16 protein-coding genes are annotated in these 16,542 nt (G+C 63.7%); 8 read left to right on the top strand and 8 right to left on the bottom strand.

The genetic code is table 11. The features are described from left to right. Positions 1–292: 292 nt before the first annotated feature. From ACSF9G_RS23440 to ACSF9G_RS23430, 3 genes are read right to left on the bottom strand one after another with little or no spacing between them, the layout of a single operon-like run. Positions 293–1,468, bottom strand: coding sequence for a mandelate racemase/muconate lactonizing enzyme family protein (locus ACSF9G_RS23440; RefSeq protein WP_436644488.1), 1,176 nt, complete (start codon positions 1,466–1,468; stop codon positions 293–295). Positions 1,469–1,480: 12 nt separating this feature from the next. Further along, complete coding sequence (locus tag ACSF9G_RS23435) at positions 1,481–2,971, bottom strand: M81 family metallopeptidase (RefSeq protein ID WP_436644487.1); 1,491 nt, start codon at positions 2,969–2,971, stop codon at positions 1,481–1,483. A gap of 8 nt (positions 2,972–2,979) precedes the next feature. After that, complete coding sequence (locus tag ACSF9G_RS23430) at positions 2,980–4,029, bottom strand: succinylglutamate desuccinylase/aspartoacylase family protein (protein ID WP_436644486.1); 1,050 nt, start codon at positions 4,027–4,029, stop codon at positions 2,980–2,982. 106 nt (positions 4,030–4,135) lie between these two features. Between ACSF9G_RS23430 and ACSF9G_RS23425 the strand changes: the two genes are divergently transcribed. Next, on the top strand, positions 4,136–5,335 hold the full coding sequence (locus tag ACSF9G_RS23425; protein WP_436644485.1) for a mandelate racemase/muconate lactonizing enzyme family protein: 1,200 nt from the start codon (positions 4,136–4,138) through the stop codon (positions 5,333–5,335). 169 nt (positions 5,336–5,504) lie between these two features. Here the strand turns inward: ACSF9G_RS23425 and ACSF9G_RS23420 are convergent, their stop codons facing one another. Beyond that, complete coding sequence (locus ACSF9G_RS23420; protein ID WP_436644484.1) at positions 5,505–6,227, bottom strand: SDR family oxidoreductase; 723 nt, start codon at positions 6,225–6,227, stop codon at positions 5,505–5,507. Positions 6,228–6,526: 299 nt separating this feature from the next. On the opposite strand from ACSF9G_RS23420, the gene ACSF9G_RS23415 reads away from it, so the two are divergent. Beyond that, complete coding sequence (locus tag ACSF9G_RS23415) at positions 6,527–7,288, top strand: GntR family transcriptional regulator (protein ID WP_436644483.1); 762 nt, start codon at positions 6,527–6,529, stop codon at positions 7,286–7,288. Positions 7,289–7,308: 20 nt separating this feature from the next. Here ACSF9G_RS23415 and ACSF9G_RS23410 read toward each other — a convergent pair whose 3' ends face one another. Next, entirely contained in the window at positions 7,309–8,244 is a 936-nt protein-coding gene (locus ACSF9G_RS23410; protein WP_436644482.1) for a 2-hydroxyacid dehydrogenase, read from the bottom strand. A 139-nt stretch (positions 8,245–8,383) separates the two neighbouring features. Here ACSF9G_RS23410 and ACSF9G_RS23405 point away from each other — a divergent pair, with 139 nt between their 5' ends. From ACSF9G_RS23405 to ACSF9G_RS23385, 5 genes are read left to right on the top strand one after another with little or no spacing between them, the layout of a single operon-like run. Then, complete coding sequence (locus tag ACSF9G_RS23405) at positions 8,384–9,958, top strand: ABC transporter substrate-binding protein (RefSeq protein WP_436644481.1); 1,575 nt, start codon at positions 8,384–8,386, stop codon at positions 9,956–9,958. A 21-nt stretch (positions 9,959–9,979) separates the two neighbouring features. Continuing rightward, positions 9,980–10,924 carry an ABC transporter permease gene (locus tag ACSF9G_RS23400; protein ID WP_436644480.1) on the top strand — a complete coding sequence of 315 codons (945 nt, stop codon included), beginning with the start codon at positions 9,980–9,982 and terminating at the stop codon, positions 10,922–10,924. Then, on the top strand, positions 10,917–11,789 hold the full coding sequence (locus ACSF9G_RS23395) for an ABC transporter permease (protein ID WP_436644479.1): 873 nt from the start codon (positions 10,917–10,919) through the stop codon (positions 11,787–11,789). The genes ACSF9G_RS23400 and ACSF9G_RS23395 overlap by 8 nt, the downstream gene beginning before the upstream one ends. Positions 11,790–11,799: 10 nt before the next feature. Continuing rightward, positions 11,800–12,798 carry an ABC transporter ATP-binding protein gene (locus ACSF9G_RS23390; protein WP_436644478.1) on the top strand — a complete coding sequence of 333 codons (999 nt, stop codon included), beginning with the start codon at positions 11,800–11,802 and terminating at the stop codon, positions 12,796–12,798. Beyond that, complete coding sequence (locus ACSF9G_RS23385; protein WP_436644477.1) at positions 12,795–13,772, top strand: ABC transporter ATP-binding protein; 978 nt, start codon at positions 12,795–12,797, stop codon at positions 13,770–13,772. The genes ACSF9G_RS23390 and ACSF9G_RS23385 overlap by 4 nt, the downstream gene beginning before the upstream one ends. Positions 13,773–13,829: 57 nt before the next feature. On the opposite strand, the gene ACSF9G_RS23380 is transcribed toward ACSF9G_RS23385, so the two are convergent. Next, positions 13,830–14,276 carry a DDE-type integrase/transposase/recombinase gene (locus ACSF9G_RS23380; protein WP_436644476.1) on the bottom strand — a complete coding sequence of 149 codons (447 nt, stop codon included), beginning with the start codon at positions 14,274–14,276 and terminating at the stop codon, positions 13,830–13,832. Here ACSF9G_RS23380 and ACSF9G_RS23375 point away from each other — a divergent pair. After that, positions 14,266–14,652 (top strand): M20/M25/M40 family metallo-hydrolase, encoded by a 387-nt coding sequence (locus ACSF9G_RS23375; protein WP_436644475.1) that lies wholly within the window; start codon positions 14,266–14,268, stop codon positions 14,650–14,652. The genes ACSF9G_RS23380 and ACSF9G_RS23375 overlap by 11 nt on opposite strands. Before the next feature lie 51 nt (positions 14,653–14,703). Here the strand turns inward: ACSF9G_RS23375 and ACSF9G_RS23370 are convergent, their stop codons facing one another. Further along, positions 14,704–15,507, bottom strand: coding sequence for an enoyl-CoA hydratase-related protein (locus tag ACSF9G_RS23370; RefSeq protein WP_436644489.1), 804 nt, complete (start codon positions 15,505–15,507; stop codon positions 14,704–14,706). A gap of 83 nt (positions 15,508–15,590) precedes the next feature. Continuing rightward, positions 15,591–16,538 carry a hydroxymethylglutaryl-CoA lyase gene (locus ACSF9G_RS23365; protein ID WP_436644474.1) on the bottom strand — a complete coding sequence of 316 codons (948 nt, stop codon included), beginning with the start codon at positions 16,536–16,538 and terminating at the stop codon, positions 15,591–15,593. Positions 16,539–16,542: the final 4 nt, after the last annotated feature.

Below are 16,542 nucleotides of genomic sequence, written 5' to 3'. Positions count from 1 at the left end.
GGACATGGCAAACTCCTTTCGGAGCTTGAATCATCCTTCACCCTGCGCCGCTACAGGTTTATGAGTTTGCGTCCTAGCCGAATTGTTCTGACACCGCCCTAAAAGACCCGTATCGAGGCGCGGCAGGATGTGTTCGATCGTATCGAGATGTTCTACAACCCCAAGCACAAACACGTCAGGAACGGGCGGCTGTAACCCGTCTAGTTAGTACAGCAGCAGGAAATGAGGACCGACGGCGTCTAGAAAAATTTGGGCTATTCACCTCAGACGACATTCTGAATCTCAACAGGTGCTACAGCGCGGGGGTGCTGTAGAGAATTTTTCCACCGACACGGATCTCGGTGTCGACGAGGTAGGGAGCAATCCCGGCAACGTTGACATCCATGCCAAGGCCCGGGTCTTCGGGTGCGCGGATGGCTCCGTGGGCATCGGGTCGAATGTGATTCGCCGTGATCGCTTTTGCGAGCGTCTTCGGTGCTGCCGGATACTCGCAGATGTGGCTGTCGGAAATGCCGGCGAAAGGCTGCATCGACGCCGATAGGGCCAGATGCGACGTGAAGGTGTGGTTCACGTAGGTCGCGCCGCGCGTCACGGCGAGATCGGCCACCGCCTTCGCCGGGCCGATGCCGCCGATCCGGCCGCAGTCGATCTGCACGAAGCCGATATTGCCGTAATCCAGGAGGTGGGTGGCCATGTAGACATTGTGGGCGGCTTCACCGCCTGCCATGCGCACTTTCGCGCCCAGCCCGGAGAGGGTGCGGTAGGCTTCCAGGGCTCCGGCATGGAACGGCTCCTCGAGCCAGAGTGCGCCCGCTTCGTCCAGCGAGGAGAGACGTTCGGCGGCGGATGCGACGTCTTCGCCGAAGATCTGGCCGACATCGACCATAAGATCGGCTTCGCGACCAAGCCCCTCCCGTGCTGCAGCGAATTGGTCGGCATCGCTTCGCGCGTCGCTGCGGCCGATCGGGCCCCATCCGAACTTGGCGGCGGTAAAGCCGTCTCTGACCGACTGTCTTGCGCGCTCCAGCGTCACGTCCGGCGTATCGCCGAAAAGTAGCGACGCATAGGGCGTCTTCGCGTGTGAACGGTCAAAGCCGAGTAGACGCCAGACCGGCTCGCCGAGCTTGCGCCCGAGCAGGTCCCAGAGCGCCATTTCTATGCCAGATAGGACGTGAGGCGCCTGCAGAAGGTCCATCGAGTTATAGCCGACAAGCGCGCCGATGCGCGCGATGTCGGCGGGATCGTCAAGTGCCTGTCCGAGGACAGAATCGACGACCGGGCGGCAAACGCCGTGCGACTTCGGGCAGACAAATGCCGCGATCGAGGGCAATGGCGCCGCCTCGCACTCGCCCCAGCCCACCATGCCACCGGCGGCGACGCGCACGAGCAGGGCATCCTGACTGCCATCCACCTCGTCGGTGACTTCCGGCATCGACAGATAGAAAAGGTCGACGTTCTCAATCTTCATGCCCGGTCCCGATCAGGTGCGGCGATAGACGACGGCCTGTGGATCGAAGGCGGCGACGTCGTCCAACGGGAACATCGGGCGCGCACAGATGGTGTGTCCGAGCTGCCGGATATCGGCGGAGGTCGCTCCCGGTACGTCGATATTGAAGTTCTTCTCCACCCACTGGTCGTACATATGGTACTCGGTGTGCGGAGACTTGACGACGATCAGATCGAAATCGACCGGATCGAGGCCATTCGCGTAATACATCGCCCGGTCGAAAAGGCTGACCGAGCGCGACATCACCGCGATCGTGAAATTGTCAAATTCGAGCACGGCCGTCGGGCCGGCATCGAGCGGGATCTTCATCGTTTCGAGGCTTGCGCGGCCGTCCGATAGCAACTTCACCCTCGCCCTCACCTCCAGGGGCCTGAATCGCACCGGATCCATCGCGCCGCCGAGGCTCACATCCAAGATCGTACCTACGCCGGCATTGTGGGCGGCCGCGGCCGCGGCGGGATCGACGATCTGCAGCAGGGCGCGCTTGTCGTAGCCGTGCTCGACGAGACCGCGCAGGATGGCATTCGAATCGCCGGTCGCGCCGGACGAAGTGGCATCGGCGGCGTCGGTGAAGCAGACGGGGCCGTCGATCGTCCGCGCCTGAGCGATGGCCCGTTCCAGCGGGATCAGCTTGCCCTGCATCCGGTGTCGCATCGGCCAGAATTCACTTGCGATCCGTTCCGCCTCGCCGCGCGCGGCCGCCTCGTCGCCACCGGTCACGACAATCACCTGAGTGCAGAGTTCCGGCACGTCGGTGAAGGGATTGCCGATCATGATCCCGGCCGAAAGGGCCGTGCCTTCGCGCTCCAGCCGTTGGCATTCGCGAACCATGTCGCCGTAGCAGCCGGTGCGGGTGATGAGTTCGTCGCCGCGTACGAGCGCAGGGATGACGACACGGGCGACGACTGGAGCCGGCTTCGCCGAGAGCCGGTCGAGCAGCAACCGGGCCGCCCGCGCACCGGTGTCCGCGAAGTCGACGTGGGGATATGTGTGATAGATGGCGATGCCGTCGACCTGCCGGATCATTCGGTCGGTGAGGATGCCGTGCAGGTCCAGAGACATGACGATCGGGATGTCGGGTCCGGCCATCTGCCGAATGCGCTCGAGCAGATATCCCTCCGGGTCCAGTTCTCCGTCTGCGCCCATCGCGCCGTGCAGCGATATGAAGATGCCGTCGACCTGCTCGACCCTCGCCGCCACGGCATCGAGGATCTGGCAGGACAGCCGTTCCCATCCGTCCCACGACAGGGGGCCGGCGCTTCCTGCGCGCGCCGCGATCGTCGGAACGACTTCGACATCCGAGGCGCCGTCGAAGACCTCGAGCGCGCCCCCGATAGCGGTGTTCCGGTTCCTGTGCCGGTAGAGCTCTTCGCCTGTCTCGATCTCGAAGTAGTCGTAGTCCGTCCGAACAGGATTGAAGGAGGAGATCTCCTGCATGCACTCGACGATGAGAATCTTCTTCATGGCACTCTTCAATCCGCCTTCGAACCGGACCAGTCGTCCTCGTAATCTTCCATGACGATCGCCACGGCGTCGCCCCTGGCGACCCTGCCGGGCCCAGCACCGAACCATATGATCCCGTCCTTGCGATAGGTCAGGACGAGAGGCTCGGAATCGACGTCCTCGATGAAGTGGAGGTAGCCGGCGACCTCGCCCGCCTGGACGTCCGCGCCAACATAATGGGTCGGCTCGAACAACCCCGCTCTCGGGGAGAACACATAGGCGCTGGGTTCGCGCACCATCTTGTGCACGGTTGCGGCGGCACCATTCGTCTGGCCGGTCTCGGGACTGCCTTCGATGACGCCCATGTGCTTCAGGATGTTGTAGCAACCGCGCCTGCCGATGCGCACGCCCTCGATGTTCACCCGGCCCCAGCCGCCCAGCTCCGTACCCAGCGAGATGATGCCGCGCCGTTCGACGCAGGACGTGAAGGTGGAGTCCTCGTCCACGCCGCCGAACACCACGTTAAAGGGCGCGCCGAATGCCGCCGCGGCGGCCAGCGTATCCCTGCGGACACCTTCGTCGGTGACGTGGTGCATGTTGGTCGACAGCGCCGAATCGAACGAATGGCCGGCGGTGTGCATGTCGACCGAGATGTCGGCCAGGGGAAGGATCACGCTGTCCATGAAATGCGCCAACATCTGGCTGAACGTTCCCTTCGGGTTCCCCGGAAAGCACCGATTGATGTCCCATCCGTCGACAGGCGAGAGGCGGGTATCGGCCATGATGGCCGGGATGTTGACCGCCGGCATCATGATCACGCGGCCCTGAACCTGCTCCGGGCGCAGTTCCCTCGCCAGCCGCGATATGGCGATCGGACCTTCGTATTCATCGCCGTGTACACCGCCCGTGAACAGCACGGTCGGCCCGCTGCCGTTCTTCACGACGACGATCGGGATCTCCACCGTTCCCCAGCCGGAACTGTTGCGCGAGAGCGGCGCCCGCAAATAGCACGCCTGCCGGCCCTCCCTGTCGAAATCGATCGTGCAGACGATACGGCTGTTCACCGGGCTTGCGGCCATGTCGGCGATTTCCTCATCCCAAGCTTGTTTCGTATGATTGTATACGATATTCGTTTATGTCAAGGCGACATCGCCGTACCGTTCTGCATATTCGGAGAAGACAAGCATGCATTCGCCAGCCGACAGACCGCAGCCAAACCAGAGCCTCGCGCGTCTGCCTCGCGTCCGCATCACCAGCATCCGGGTCGCGCCCTTGCGTGGCGAGAGCCCGCAGGGCGGATGGAGCCATGAAATCGACGAGCGCGATTCCGTCCACGCCCTCATCGCCGTCCACACAGATGCGGATATCACCGGCTACGGCAGCGTCTTCACCAATGGGGCCCTCGTCGAGGCGGCCATCGCGGTGCTCGAGCCACTGCTGATCGGTGAAACTGCGCTGGAACCGGAACGGGTCAGCGAAAAGCTTCACCAGAATACCTTCTGGATGGGGCGGGGAGGCGCGATCACGCACGCGATCAGCGGCGTGGACATGGCGCTGTGGGACATTCTCGGCAAGGCGACCGGGCTGCCGGTCGGCCGGTTGCTAGGTGGACGCTACCGTGATCGCGTCAAGCCGTACTGTTCGCTCCTGATGGACGAGCCGAAGAGAATGGCCGACATCATCGGACCAAATCACGAGCAAGGGTTTCGCGCGTTCAAGATCGGCTGGGGACCGTTCGGCAGGCGGGATGATCCCCGCATGGACGAGGCGATTATCCGCGCGGCACGCGAGGCGGTCGGAGACAGCGCGAGCCTGTTCGTCGACGCGGGGGCGAGCGACGCCTACTGGCCCAACGGCCTGAAGTGGGCGCTCAATACGTCGCAGATGCTGAAGGACTACGCCGTCGCGTGGTTCGAGGAGGCACTGCGGCCGGATGCGATCGACGATTTCGTCGAACTGAGACGGGCGAGTCCCGTGCCGATTGCCGGCGGCGAGGTCCTGACCCGGCGCCAATCCTTCACGCCCTATCTGGTTCGCGGCGCGTTCGACATCGTCCAGCCCGACGTGACGAAAGTGGGCGGCATCAGCGAGCAGCGGCGGATCGCCTGGATGGCCCAGGAATTCGGCGTCCGCTACATCGGGCACGGCTGGAACACGGCGCTCGGCCTCGCCGCGGACCTGCAACTGGCATCCGCCATCTTCGACTGCGACCTCGTCGAATACATCGGCGGCAGCGCCTATGTCGACCGGTTGGCAAACACCGCGTTCTCGCTCGACGACGATGGCTTTCTGGAGATCCCCGACCTGCCTGGCCTCGGCATCGAACCGGATCGGGAGCGACTCGCCAGGTACACGCCCGATGCCGACCGCTTCTTCCGGCCTTGACGGGTGTGAACCGTCATAAAGCGACGGCAAGGGAAGCCGGCGAGGACGACATTTCCAAGGCGCCGCCCATCTCTCTTCGGACCGGGCAGGTCATGCGACCCGGCATCTACGGGCAGGGCGAACAGCGCCAGCCCGCCACCACGGCCGTCAGAGGCCACGGGGCCTTCGATCAGATCGTCCACCCCCCGTCGATCGCATAGGCCTGGCCGGTGGTGTAGGTCGCGTCCGCGAGATACAGGGCGAGAGCCGCGATCTCTTCGACCGTGCCGAGCCTGCCCACCGGCTGGCGAGCGATGAAGGCGCGCCGGGCCGTCTCGTAGTCGCCCTGTGCGCCCATGCGGTCTTGCAGGGACGGGCTGTCAACGGTGCCCGGACAAATGGCGTTGCAGCGTATGCCGCGGGACACGAAGTCTGCCGCGACAGATTTCGTCAAGCCGATCACCGCGGCCTTGGTGGTGCCGTAGACGAAACGGTTCGGTGCTCCCTTCAGGCTCGAAACTACTGACGCGATGTTGATGATGCACCCATCGCCGTGCTCGAGCATCGCGGGCAGGAAGGCGCGCGTCGTGCGTGCCATTCCCTTGACGTTGATATCGAAGGCCAGGTCGAGGTCGGACCAGGCCATGTCGACCACGGAACCCGAATGCACGACCCCGGCGCAGTTGACGAGAACGTCGACCCGGCCCAGTTCCGCCACCGCTTCCTGAATCGCGTCGCCGTCACGCACATCGAGACGTCGGACGCGCGTGTTGGCGCGCGGCTCGAAGGTATCCAGCAGCGCCGTGTCGATGTCCGAGGCGATGACGTTCGCTCCGGCATCCGCGAAAGCAACTGCGATGGCACGACCGATCCCCTGACCTGCGGCCGTGATCAGTACGGATTTGTCGTTCATGGGTTCTCTCATTATCGCAACATCGGTCTTCAGCGGGCCTCCCGTCCCGTTCGCAGACGCGGACCGGGCACATACCGAAGGCCACCACACCACTTGATTGAAATCCGGGGACGCCGCAGCGATCGCCGGCACGAGAAAGGCGCGATCGCGCTCACGTTCTGGACATAGTTGCGGCCCTCGGCGAGGATCGCCTATCTCGCTCCGGCAGGACGGTCGGGGCGCGACTGGCCCGACGTTTATCTTTATCGTATAATCGTATACGATAAATGGTTGAAAATCAACAAGCGTGGGAAGGGGTCATGAGCCCGCAAACAACCAGCCCGGATAGAAAAAGCGGCGTGAGGAAGCTGGCGCCTCTCCATGCGAAGACTCTTGTCGATCAGGTCGTGGACGCAATCGTCGAGGCGACGGCCACCGGGGTGTTCCTGCCCGGCGACAGGGTGGTCGAGGCCGAGGTGGCCCGGTCGCTCAACGTCAGCCGCGTACCCGTCCGCGAGGCACTGCGCATCCTCGAGAGCCAGGGCATCGTGGTCAACGAACGGTATCGCGGCATGCGGCTGATGGACGTGAGCGTGGACCGACTCGAGAAGATCCTCAAAGTCCGCACGGCGCTCGAGACCCTCGCCGTGCAGGAGGTGCTGGAAGCGAAGCAAACCGATCCCGGCATTCTCGCTCCGCTCGAGGAGATCGTGGACAAATTGCACGAAGCCGTCCGCAAGGGGGATTCCTACGGCGTCGCCAGCCTGGACACGGAATTCCACAGAACCCTGTGCCGCCTTTCGGGGAACGACGTCCTGCTTCGCATGTGGGAGCCGCTATCTCGCCAGTTGACCATCATCTTCGGCCTGTCGACGCTGCAGAAGGACCTCGACGTCATCGCGCGGGAACACGACGAACTGCTTGCCGGCTTGCAAGCCGGCGACAACGAGCAGGTCGTCGAGCTGGTCAGGGTCCACATCCTGGACTACTCGCGCGCCCTCGACTACGAGGGGCTCGTGACGGCCCATCGATCGGAGCGGAAGAAGTCGCGGAGCGATGACGCTCCCCCGACCCGGGGCTGACGACGATCTACCGGTGGGGCTCAGCCTGTCACCCTGGTGAGCAACGGCCGGGCGGCGAAGAAGGCTGCCAGGTTTGCCTTGGCCAGATCGCAGGCATCTTCCCAGGTCTCTATCGTGCCGCCACCGCGGTGAGGCATCAGGACGACATTGTCGAGGCGCGTCAGGCGCTCGGGAACCTTCGGCTCGTGCTCGAAAACATCGAGCCCCGCGCCGGCGATGACGCCTTGCTCCAGCGCTTCGATCAACGCCTGCTCGTCGATGACGGTGCCGCGGGAGATGTTCGCGACGATACCCTCGGAGCCGAGCGCCTGCATCACCGTCCGGTCGACCAGATGATGTGTCTCCGCTCCCCCGGGGCACGCGACCACGAGCACATCCGACCAGTCTGCAAGCTCGGGCAGCGACTTGAAGTAGGTGTGCTCCCCGTCCTCCAGCGGCCGCCTGTTGTGGTAGGCGACGGTCATGTCGAAGGCCGCGGCCCGCTTCGCGATCGCCTTGCCGATCCGGCCCATGCCGAGAATGCCGACTTTGCGTCCGCCGACCTTGCGGACGAGCGGATAGCCGGCTTGCAGCCATTTTCCGGATCGCACGAAACGATCGCCGCGCAGCACGTCGCGCGCGACAGCCAGAATGAGTGCCAACGCCAGGTCAGCTACGCAATCGTCGGTCACGTCGGGCGTATTGGTGACGGCAATCGACCGCCGGCGCGCGGCCTCCATGTCAATCATGTCATAGCCGGCGCCGGCATTGGCGATGAGTTCGAGCCGCGGCAGGGCCTCCATCAGCGTTGCCGGCACGGGGCCGGCCGCCAACAGGGCGCGAACCCGGTTGCGCACGTCCTCGTCCAACACGCTCGCGTCGCCGTCAGGCAGCCGATGCAGTCGAAAATCGTCTGCAAAACGTTGGATGTACCAGTCGGGGCCACCGCCCACGAACACGATTTCCGGCTTGGTCAAGGCACTGCCCTTTCCGACAAGTCAATTGACAATCGTTAGATTGTATACGATTAATGCGCAGATACAACCGGGTTCGGGCATAAACACGATCCTCGATAACAAAGGTCGGGGGCACGAATAACCGCAGGGGAGCAGCAAAATGCGCATCAATCGACGCAATTTCTTCAAAGGTACGGCCGCGGTGGGACTTGCGGGTCCGCTTTCGGCCTATCCGCTGCGGCTTTTCGCACAGACCGCCGACCCAAAGCGCGGCGGCTCCGCCGTCGTGGCGATGAACGCCGCCACCGAGACGATCGATCCGCACTTTTCGCGTTCGCAGGCCGCCCGCAATATCCTGATGCACATCTACGAGACGCTGGTGACGATCGACGAGAGCGGCGCACCGAAGCTGCAGCTTGCCGAGAAGCTCGACGTGTCGGACGATTTCCGCGTCTACACGTTCACACTGCGGCAGGGCGTGACCTTTCACAACGGCAAGGAGATGACGTCGGAGGACGTCAAGCGCTCGCTCGAACGCTATGCGCGCGTCAGCCCCGAGAAAGTGCGGCTCGAACCCATCGATCGGATCGAGACGCCGGACAGCTACACCGTGGTGGTCACCCTCACGAACCCGATGCCGAGCTGGATCGAGCTCATTAAGTCGCCGGCCTCGCCGATTACGATCATTCCGTCGGAGGAATGCGACAAGGGGCCGAACGAGATCACGCCGATCGCGACCGGCCCGTTCGAGTTCGTCGACTGGGACGGCGTCACCCGGCTTCGTATCAAGCGCTACGAAGATTACCGCCCCGACGAGACCTTCGAGGATCGCGACGGCTATGGCGGACGACGGATCGCCTATCTCGACGAGGTGACCTTCACGGTCGTCTCCGAGGCAAGCAGCCGGGTCAGCGGCATCCAGTCCGGACAGATAACGATCGCCGACGACATACCCGTGCCGGCGGCGCGGCGGCTGGAAGCGGATCCGATGCTGGCGACGTATGACCGGTTGCCGATTTCCATCAACCTGGCGCCGATGAACGTGCAGCGGGCGCCGACGGACAATGTCCTCGTCCGCAAGGCCATACAGCAGATACTGAATACCGAGGAGATCATGGGGATCGCCACGGACGGCCTGTTCAACCTCAATCCGTCCTTCGTCTACCCGGACAGCCAGTACTATCCCCGCGATCTCGACAGGCTGGTCTACAACGTGGCCGATGCGGACCGCGCAAAGGCGCTGCTTCAGGAAGCCGGCTACCAGGGCGAAGAAGTGGTGATCCTGACAAGTTCCGACATCGTGTCGCTGCAGGAGGCGGCAGTGGTCATGTCGGAACAGATCAAGTCTATCGGCATCCCGGTGCGGGTGCAGGTGCTCGACTGGCCCGGCGCCAACGCGATGCGTGCCGATCCGACCGCCTACAATATTTTCAGCACGGCCTACGCCATCCAGCCGATGCTCGGGCCGTTCCAGTACCAGCGCCTCGTTTCCGGCGAAAGCAACTGGTTCTTCTACGAAGAAGATACGGTGATGGAATCCGCCTGGGAGGAACTTCTCGCCGCCTCCTCGCTGGAGGAGCGGCGCACGGCGTGGGAAAAGATCGAGTTCCGACTCAACGACCAGGCCTATCTCCTGAAACTTGGCGACCGCGGCATCAAGCAAGTCGCACAGGCGCGTCTCCAGAACTTCCAGCCCTTCGACGCCATTCGGATGTGGAACGTCTGGATGTCGTGACCGGCGAGAGAAAGCCGCGACATGCTGGAAGTGATACTGCGCCGCCTGATCAGCACCGTTCCGGTGCTGATCGGGGTCAGCCTCATAACGTTCGGACTAATCCATATCATCCCCGGCGATCCGGCGATCGTCATCGCCGGGCCGGACGCCACAGCCGATCAGGTTGAATCCATCAGGGAACTGCTGGGCCTCAACCGGCCATTGTACGTCCAGATGGGCGTTTGGTACCTCAACCTCCTACAGGGTGATCTCGGCAATTCCTTCATGCTCGGCCGCAGCGTGCTGCAAGCGATTCAGGAGCGCTTGCCGACCACGCTTCTTCTCACCGCCTATTCGATCATCATCACGATGCCGTTCGGCGTCGCGGCGGGACTGCTGGCGGCCTACCGCCACAACACCTGGGTGGATACGGCGGTCATGTCGGTTGCCCTGCTGGGCGTGTCCGTTCCCAGCTTCTGGCTGAGCATCATGGGAATCTTGGTGTTCTCGGTCATGCTTGGCTGGTTACCTTCCAGCGGCTACGTGCCGCCGAGCGAAGGCATTCTCGCGTGCCTTCAGTCTCTCACCCTGCCGGCGGTCTCGCTCGCCGTCTTCCAGATCGGATTGCTGGCCAGGATGACACGTGCGACGACGTTGGAGGTGCTGCGCCAGGACTTTATACGCACGGCCCGCGCCAAGGGCGTGTCGGAATGGAAGACCCTCGCCAAGCATGCGCTCTCCAACGTGATGATCCCGATCGTCACCGTGATCGGGCTGCTCGTCAACGTGGCCATCGCCGGCGCCGTCGTGATCGAACAGATCTTCGTGCTGCCCGGCGTCGGGCAGCTTGTCGTCCAGGGCATCCTCAGGCGGGACTATCCCGTCATCCAGGGCTCGATCCTCGCAGTCGCCCTCCTGCTCGTCGTCATCAACCTCATCGTGGACCTGTTCTACGCCTATCTCGATCCGAGACTGCGCAATGACTGAAACGCCCCTCGAAACAATGCCGGCGAAGAAGTCCCGCAATCCGCTGATCGACCGAATGCTGGCGCATCGCGGTCTGGTGATCGGAGCCGTGATCCTCGTCATCATGGTGCTGGCAGGAATCGCCGGGCTGCTCGGCCTAGCCGGCAACCCGCTGACGATCAGCTATCAGTCGCGTTTCGTCGAACCGTCCGCAGAGTTCATCTTCGGGACGGACCACTACGGCCGCAGCATATTCAGCCGTGTCGTTACGGGCACGCATCTCTCACTGCTGATCGGGATCAGCGTCGTCGCCATCACCGCAGTCTTTGGCGTACTGATCGGTGCGGTCGCGGGCTATTTCCCGCGCCTCGACGGCCTGATCATGCGCTGCATGGACGCGCTCATGGCCTTCCCGCCGATCATGTTGGCCATTGCCATCGCCGCGGCCTTGGGCGCCGGCCTGCTCAACTTGATTGTCGCGCTGGGCATCACCTACACGCCGCGCACGGCGCGGATCGTGCGGGCAGCCGTGCTCGGCATCCGGAACGCGGAGTATATCGAGGCCGCACGGCTCTCGGGCGCCCGCGACGGCCGCATCATCGTCAAGCACGTGTTGCCCAACACGATGGCGCCGCTGATCGTCGACCTGACCTTCGTGTTTGCCTACGCCATTCTCGCTGAAGCGGCACTCAGCTTTCTCGGCGTCGGCCCGCCGCCGCCCACTCCGACCTGGGGCAATATCATCGCGGAGGGGCGCGACTATCTCGTCGACGCGCCGTGGATCAGCGTGTTCCCGGGCCTCGCCATCGGTTTCAGCGTCCTAGGCTTGAATCTCCTGGGAGATGGCCTGCGCGACGTGCTGGATCCACGGTTGACCTCGAAATAGGCGCACGACGATGAAGGCGACTTCGATGACCCCGTTGCTGAAAGTCCGCGATCTGCGCACCGATTTCGGTCCGGTCAGCCATCCGCTGACGGTCGTCGACGGCATCAGCTTCGATATCGGCGCCAACGAGCGGCTGGCGGTCGTGGGCGAATCCGGGTCAGGTAAGACGATGACGGCGCTCTCGATCCTGCGCCTGCTGCCGGATGCGGCGCGCATCTCGTCGGGCGAGGTCAATTTCGCCGGCCAGGATTTGCTTGCATTCTCGCGCTCCAGGATGCGCCGCATGAGCGGCGGCGACATTGCGATGATCTTCCAGGAGCCCATGAGTTCCCTCAACCCGGTCTTCACCGTCGGCGACCAGATCGGCGAGGCCATCACCCTGCACCAGGGATTGCGCGGCCGTGCGGCGCGCGCACGGGCGATCGAGCTCCTGGCACTGGTCAAGGTCCCATCGCCCGAACGCCGCATCGACCAGTTTCCGCACGAGCTTTCGGGCGGCATGCGGCAGCGGGTAATGATCGCGATGGCGCTGTCGGCGCAGCCCAAGCTCCTAATCGCAGACGAACCCACCACGGCTCTGGACGTCACCGTGCAGGCCCAGATCCTGCAGCTGCTGAAGCAACTCCAGCAGGAATTCGACATGGCGATCCTGCTGATCACTCACGATCTCGGCGTGGTGGCGCAGTTCGCCGAGCGGATGATCGTCATGTATGCAGGCAAAATCGTCGAAGACGCGCCGGTCGCCGAAGCGTTCCGCCGCCCGCTCCATCCCTATACGGAAGGCCTCCTGCGCTGCATTCCGCCGCTTTACGAAGATGCCGACCACCTATCGGCGATCGAAGGTTCGGTACCGCCGCCGAACGCCATGCCGTCCGGATGCAGATTCCGGCCACGCTGCGATTATGCGCGGGCCGCCTGCGCCGCGCGGACGCCGCCGTTGAAATCTTTCGGCGGCCGACACAGCGCCGCCTGCATCAGATATGACAACTACGAAGTGCGCAGGACATGAACAGCGAGATCCTGCTCGAGGTCCGCAACCTCAGGAAGCACTTCCGCATCGGCAAGAGCCTGTTGAAGTCGCGGCGACAGACCGTCCAAGCGGTGGATGACGTCAGCTTCGACCTGGCTGCCGGCGAGACGCTGGGTCTTGTCGGCGAATCCGGCTGCGGCAAGTCGACGGTCGGTCGACTGCTCCTGCAGCTGATCGAACCCACGGGCGGCAGCGTGAAATTCGACGGACGCGAGATGCGTGCGCTGACGCGCGAGGATCTGCGGGCCGTTCGAAAGCAATGCCAGTTCATCTTCCAGGATCCCTACGGTTCGCTCGACCCGCGCATGCGGATCTGGGACATCGTGACGGAACCCATAGCCATCGAAGGAAGCATGACCCGGCAGCAGCGGCGGGCCCGCGCCGTCGAACTGCTGGACAAGGTCGGCCTTTCCGCGGCCGCCGCGGACCGGTATCCGCACGAGTTCTCCGGCGGCCAGCGCCAGCGCATCGGCATCGCCCGTGCGCTTGCCCTCAGCCCGCGACTGATCGTCTGCGACGAGCCCGTCTCCGCGCTCGACGTCTCGATCCAGGCGCAGGTCGTCAACCTGTTGTCCGACCTGAAGCAGGAACTGGGGCTCAGCTACCTCTTCATCTCGCACAATCTTGCCATCGTCCGGCACATCACCGACCGCATTGCGGTCATGTATCTCGGCAAGATCGTGGAACTCGCCCCAAAGGCCGAGCTCTACCGGCGACCGCAGCATCCCTATACGAGCGCGCTGCTTTCGGCGATCCCCGTTCCGGAACCGGACCGGCCGATACAGCCGATCGAACTGCATGGCGACATTCCCAGCCCGATCAATCCGCCTGCCGGCTGCCGCTTCCACACGCGTTGCCCTCTCGCGTTCGACAGATGTCGCAGCGAGGAGCCGGCGTTGCAGACGCGTCGACCAGGACACCAGGTCGCCTGCCACCTGGCGGGTTCGGACTGAGACGGGAGTTGTCAGACGAACGCGAACTGGTCTCAGTTCGCCGGGGAATGCCGGGGTTCAGGCGGCGCCGAGTTGACGCCATTGCTCGAGAGCTGCGGCGCGATTGAGCTTGAAGATGTTTCTGTCGGAGAGACTACGTTCCTTGTTGAAGTGATTGGAGACGGAGGCATGGACGGCCGCGAATGTTTGCAGGCTTCGCATGCGCCGGAACCGGAGCATGGCCCGCTCCCGTCGTCGCAGCGGCGGATGCGAGTTTTCAACGCGAATATTGAACCAGCATCCTGGCGACTGAAGGTCTCTTGCCCCCAGTCCATTGAGCGCTGCGCCATAGGACGGCAGCCGATCCGTCACGATCTTCCGCGTCCGACCGTAGCGTCGCGTCAGTTTCCTCAGGAATTTCAACGCCGCCTTCCTGTCGCGGCGCATCGTGACAACGGCTTCAAAAACTTCGCCCTCGTGATCGACGGCACGCCAGAGGTAACGAACCTCGCCGTTGATAGTCACGAACACTTTGTCGACATGCCAGCGCCAGGGCGAGAACGTGCTCCTCCGGTCGATGCGCCTGCGTCTGATTTCGGCGGCGAAGATCGGGCGCTTTCAACTGGACGGTGACGTTGACCGGCCAGGCGAACCATTCCGGCACGACGCCGTCGCCGGGAGGCTCATCGAGATCGCCCGGCGATCGGGACTGGAGGCCCATAAGATGGCGTCCGGCGCCGGCCATGACGTTCAGACCTTCGCACGCCACTGCCCCGCCGGGCTCATCTTCGTTCCCTCCATCGGCGGCATCAGCCACGCGCCCGCCGAATGGACGGACTGGGCGGACATCAAGCGCGGCGCCAATGTGCTGCCCCGCGCGATCGTCGCGTTCGCGACGTGACTGCGAGAGGATCGGCGCGCTGCTATCTGCGGTATGGCTTCGACAGGCAACCTACTCGGCGGTCCGCTTCGAGATAAACCTCCGGAACTCAGGCGTGCGTTTTTCTCGGAAGGCATCGCCACCTTCCTTCGATTCAGGCGTATCGTAGAAGAGACTGAGTGTTTGCATCCCCATGCTCGCGATCCCGCGAATACTCTCCGTGTCGGCATTGAAAGACCGCTTGGCAAGTGCCAGTGCGGTCGGGCTGCGTTGCAGCAGCTCCGCGCACCAGCGATCGACTTCCGCGTCGATCTCGTCATGTGGAACGACAGCGTTCACGAGCCCCATTTGAAGGGCCTCTGCGGCGCTGTAGCGCCGGCACATGTACCAGAACTCGCGCGCCTTCTTCTCGCCGACGACACGGGCCAGATAGGCCGTACCGAAGCCCGGATCGACCGATCCGACCTTCGGTCCCACCTGTCCGAACTGCGCTTTGTCCGAGGCGATGGTTAGGTCGCACAACGTCGCCAACACGTTGCCGCCACCGATGGCGTATCCTGCAACCCGCGCGATGACGGGCTTGGGAACGTCCCGAATAACGCTCTGAAGCTCCTCGATCGGCAGACCTATCGTGCCGCGCCCGTCATATTGGCCGTCGTGAGCGGTCTGGTCGCCGCCGGTGCAAAACGCCTTGTCGCCGGCCCCGGTTAGTACGATCACGCCGATATCGCGGTCCCAGCCAGCGCGGTGAAACGCGTCGATCATTTCCTCCACCGCGCGCGCGTTGAAGGCGTTGTAGCGATCCGGCCGGTTAATCGTGATGCGCGCCACGGCGGCGGGGCGAACCTCGTAGATGATTTCCTTATAGGTGGACATTGGTGCCATTTTCCTTTCATTCACGCCTATATTGCCGGTTCCGACGGTCGCGTCGCTCCGGTCAGGCCAACCGGCACGGCCATTTACGTGCGATAGCCGGCGAGAGAACCGCTCCTGAGAACCCGCCCAGGCAACGCACGTCCGATCAGGCGCTCGGCCTGACGGGCAGCCTCGATCAGTCTCTCCAGGTCGATGCCGGTTTCGATGCCCATCTCGTGCGCCATGAACACAATGTCTTCGGTGCAGATGTTGCCCGCCGCCTGACCGTGACCGGCGAACGGGCAGCCGCCCAGTCCGGCGACCGACCCCTCGAACACGTCCACCCCCATCCGCAGGGCAGCATAGAAATTCGCCATACCCGCGCCGCGCGTATCATGCAGGTGTAGTCCGATCCGCGCGGTCGGAGCGATGTCCCGTACCGCGCCGACCCTGCGTTCGATCTCCGTCGGCACGGCCCAGCCGACGGTATCGGCAAGCATGATAACGGGAAGCGGCTGCTTGGTGCCTTCGAAACGATCGACAAGCCATCGAATGACGGCTTGCACCTCTGACAGAGGAATGTCGCCCTGAAAATTGCAGCCGAAAGCCGTCATAACGTAGGCGGCTTCGACGGGAAGGCCTGCCTCCGCGTACATTCCGATCCACCGCTCCTGCTCCTTCCGCATCTCCCCCGCGCCGCAACCGTTGTTGCGGTGGCTGAATGTGTCCGAGGTGTGCAGCAGCAGGCTCGCCTTCAGGTCGACGCCGGGCGTGGCCTGCGCTCTTCGGAAGCCGCGTTCGTTGAGCCAGAGCGCCGTGTGGCGGACCCCGGGCCGCTTCCGGAGCGCCTGAAAGAGATCGCCCGCGTCGGCCATCTGCGGTACGGCCTTCGGATTGACGAAGGACGCGACCTGGATCTGGCGCAACCCGGTCTCGCTCAGCGCGTCGACCAGCGCGACACGGTCGGCGAGCGGGAAGATCCGCGACTCGAATTGAAACCCCTCGCGCGGCCCCTCCTCGTGGATATCGATATGGCTTGGTAGGTCCTGCATGGTA

It is taken from the genome of Microbaculum mangrovi, from assembly GCF_051390635.1.
GTDB lineage: Bacteria > Pseudomonadota > Alphaproteobacteria > Rhizobiales > Tepidamorphaceae > Microbaculum.
Note: the sequence above shows the minus strand (reverse complement) of the source record. Positions and strands in the feature narration are given on the sequence as shown.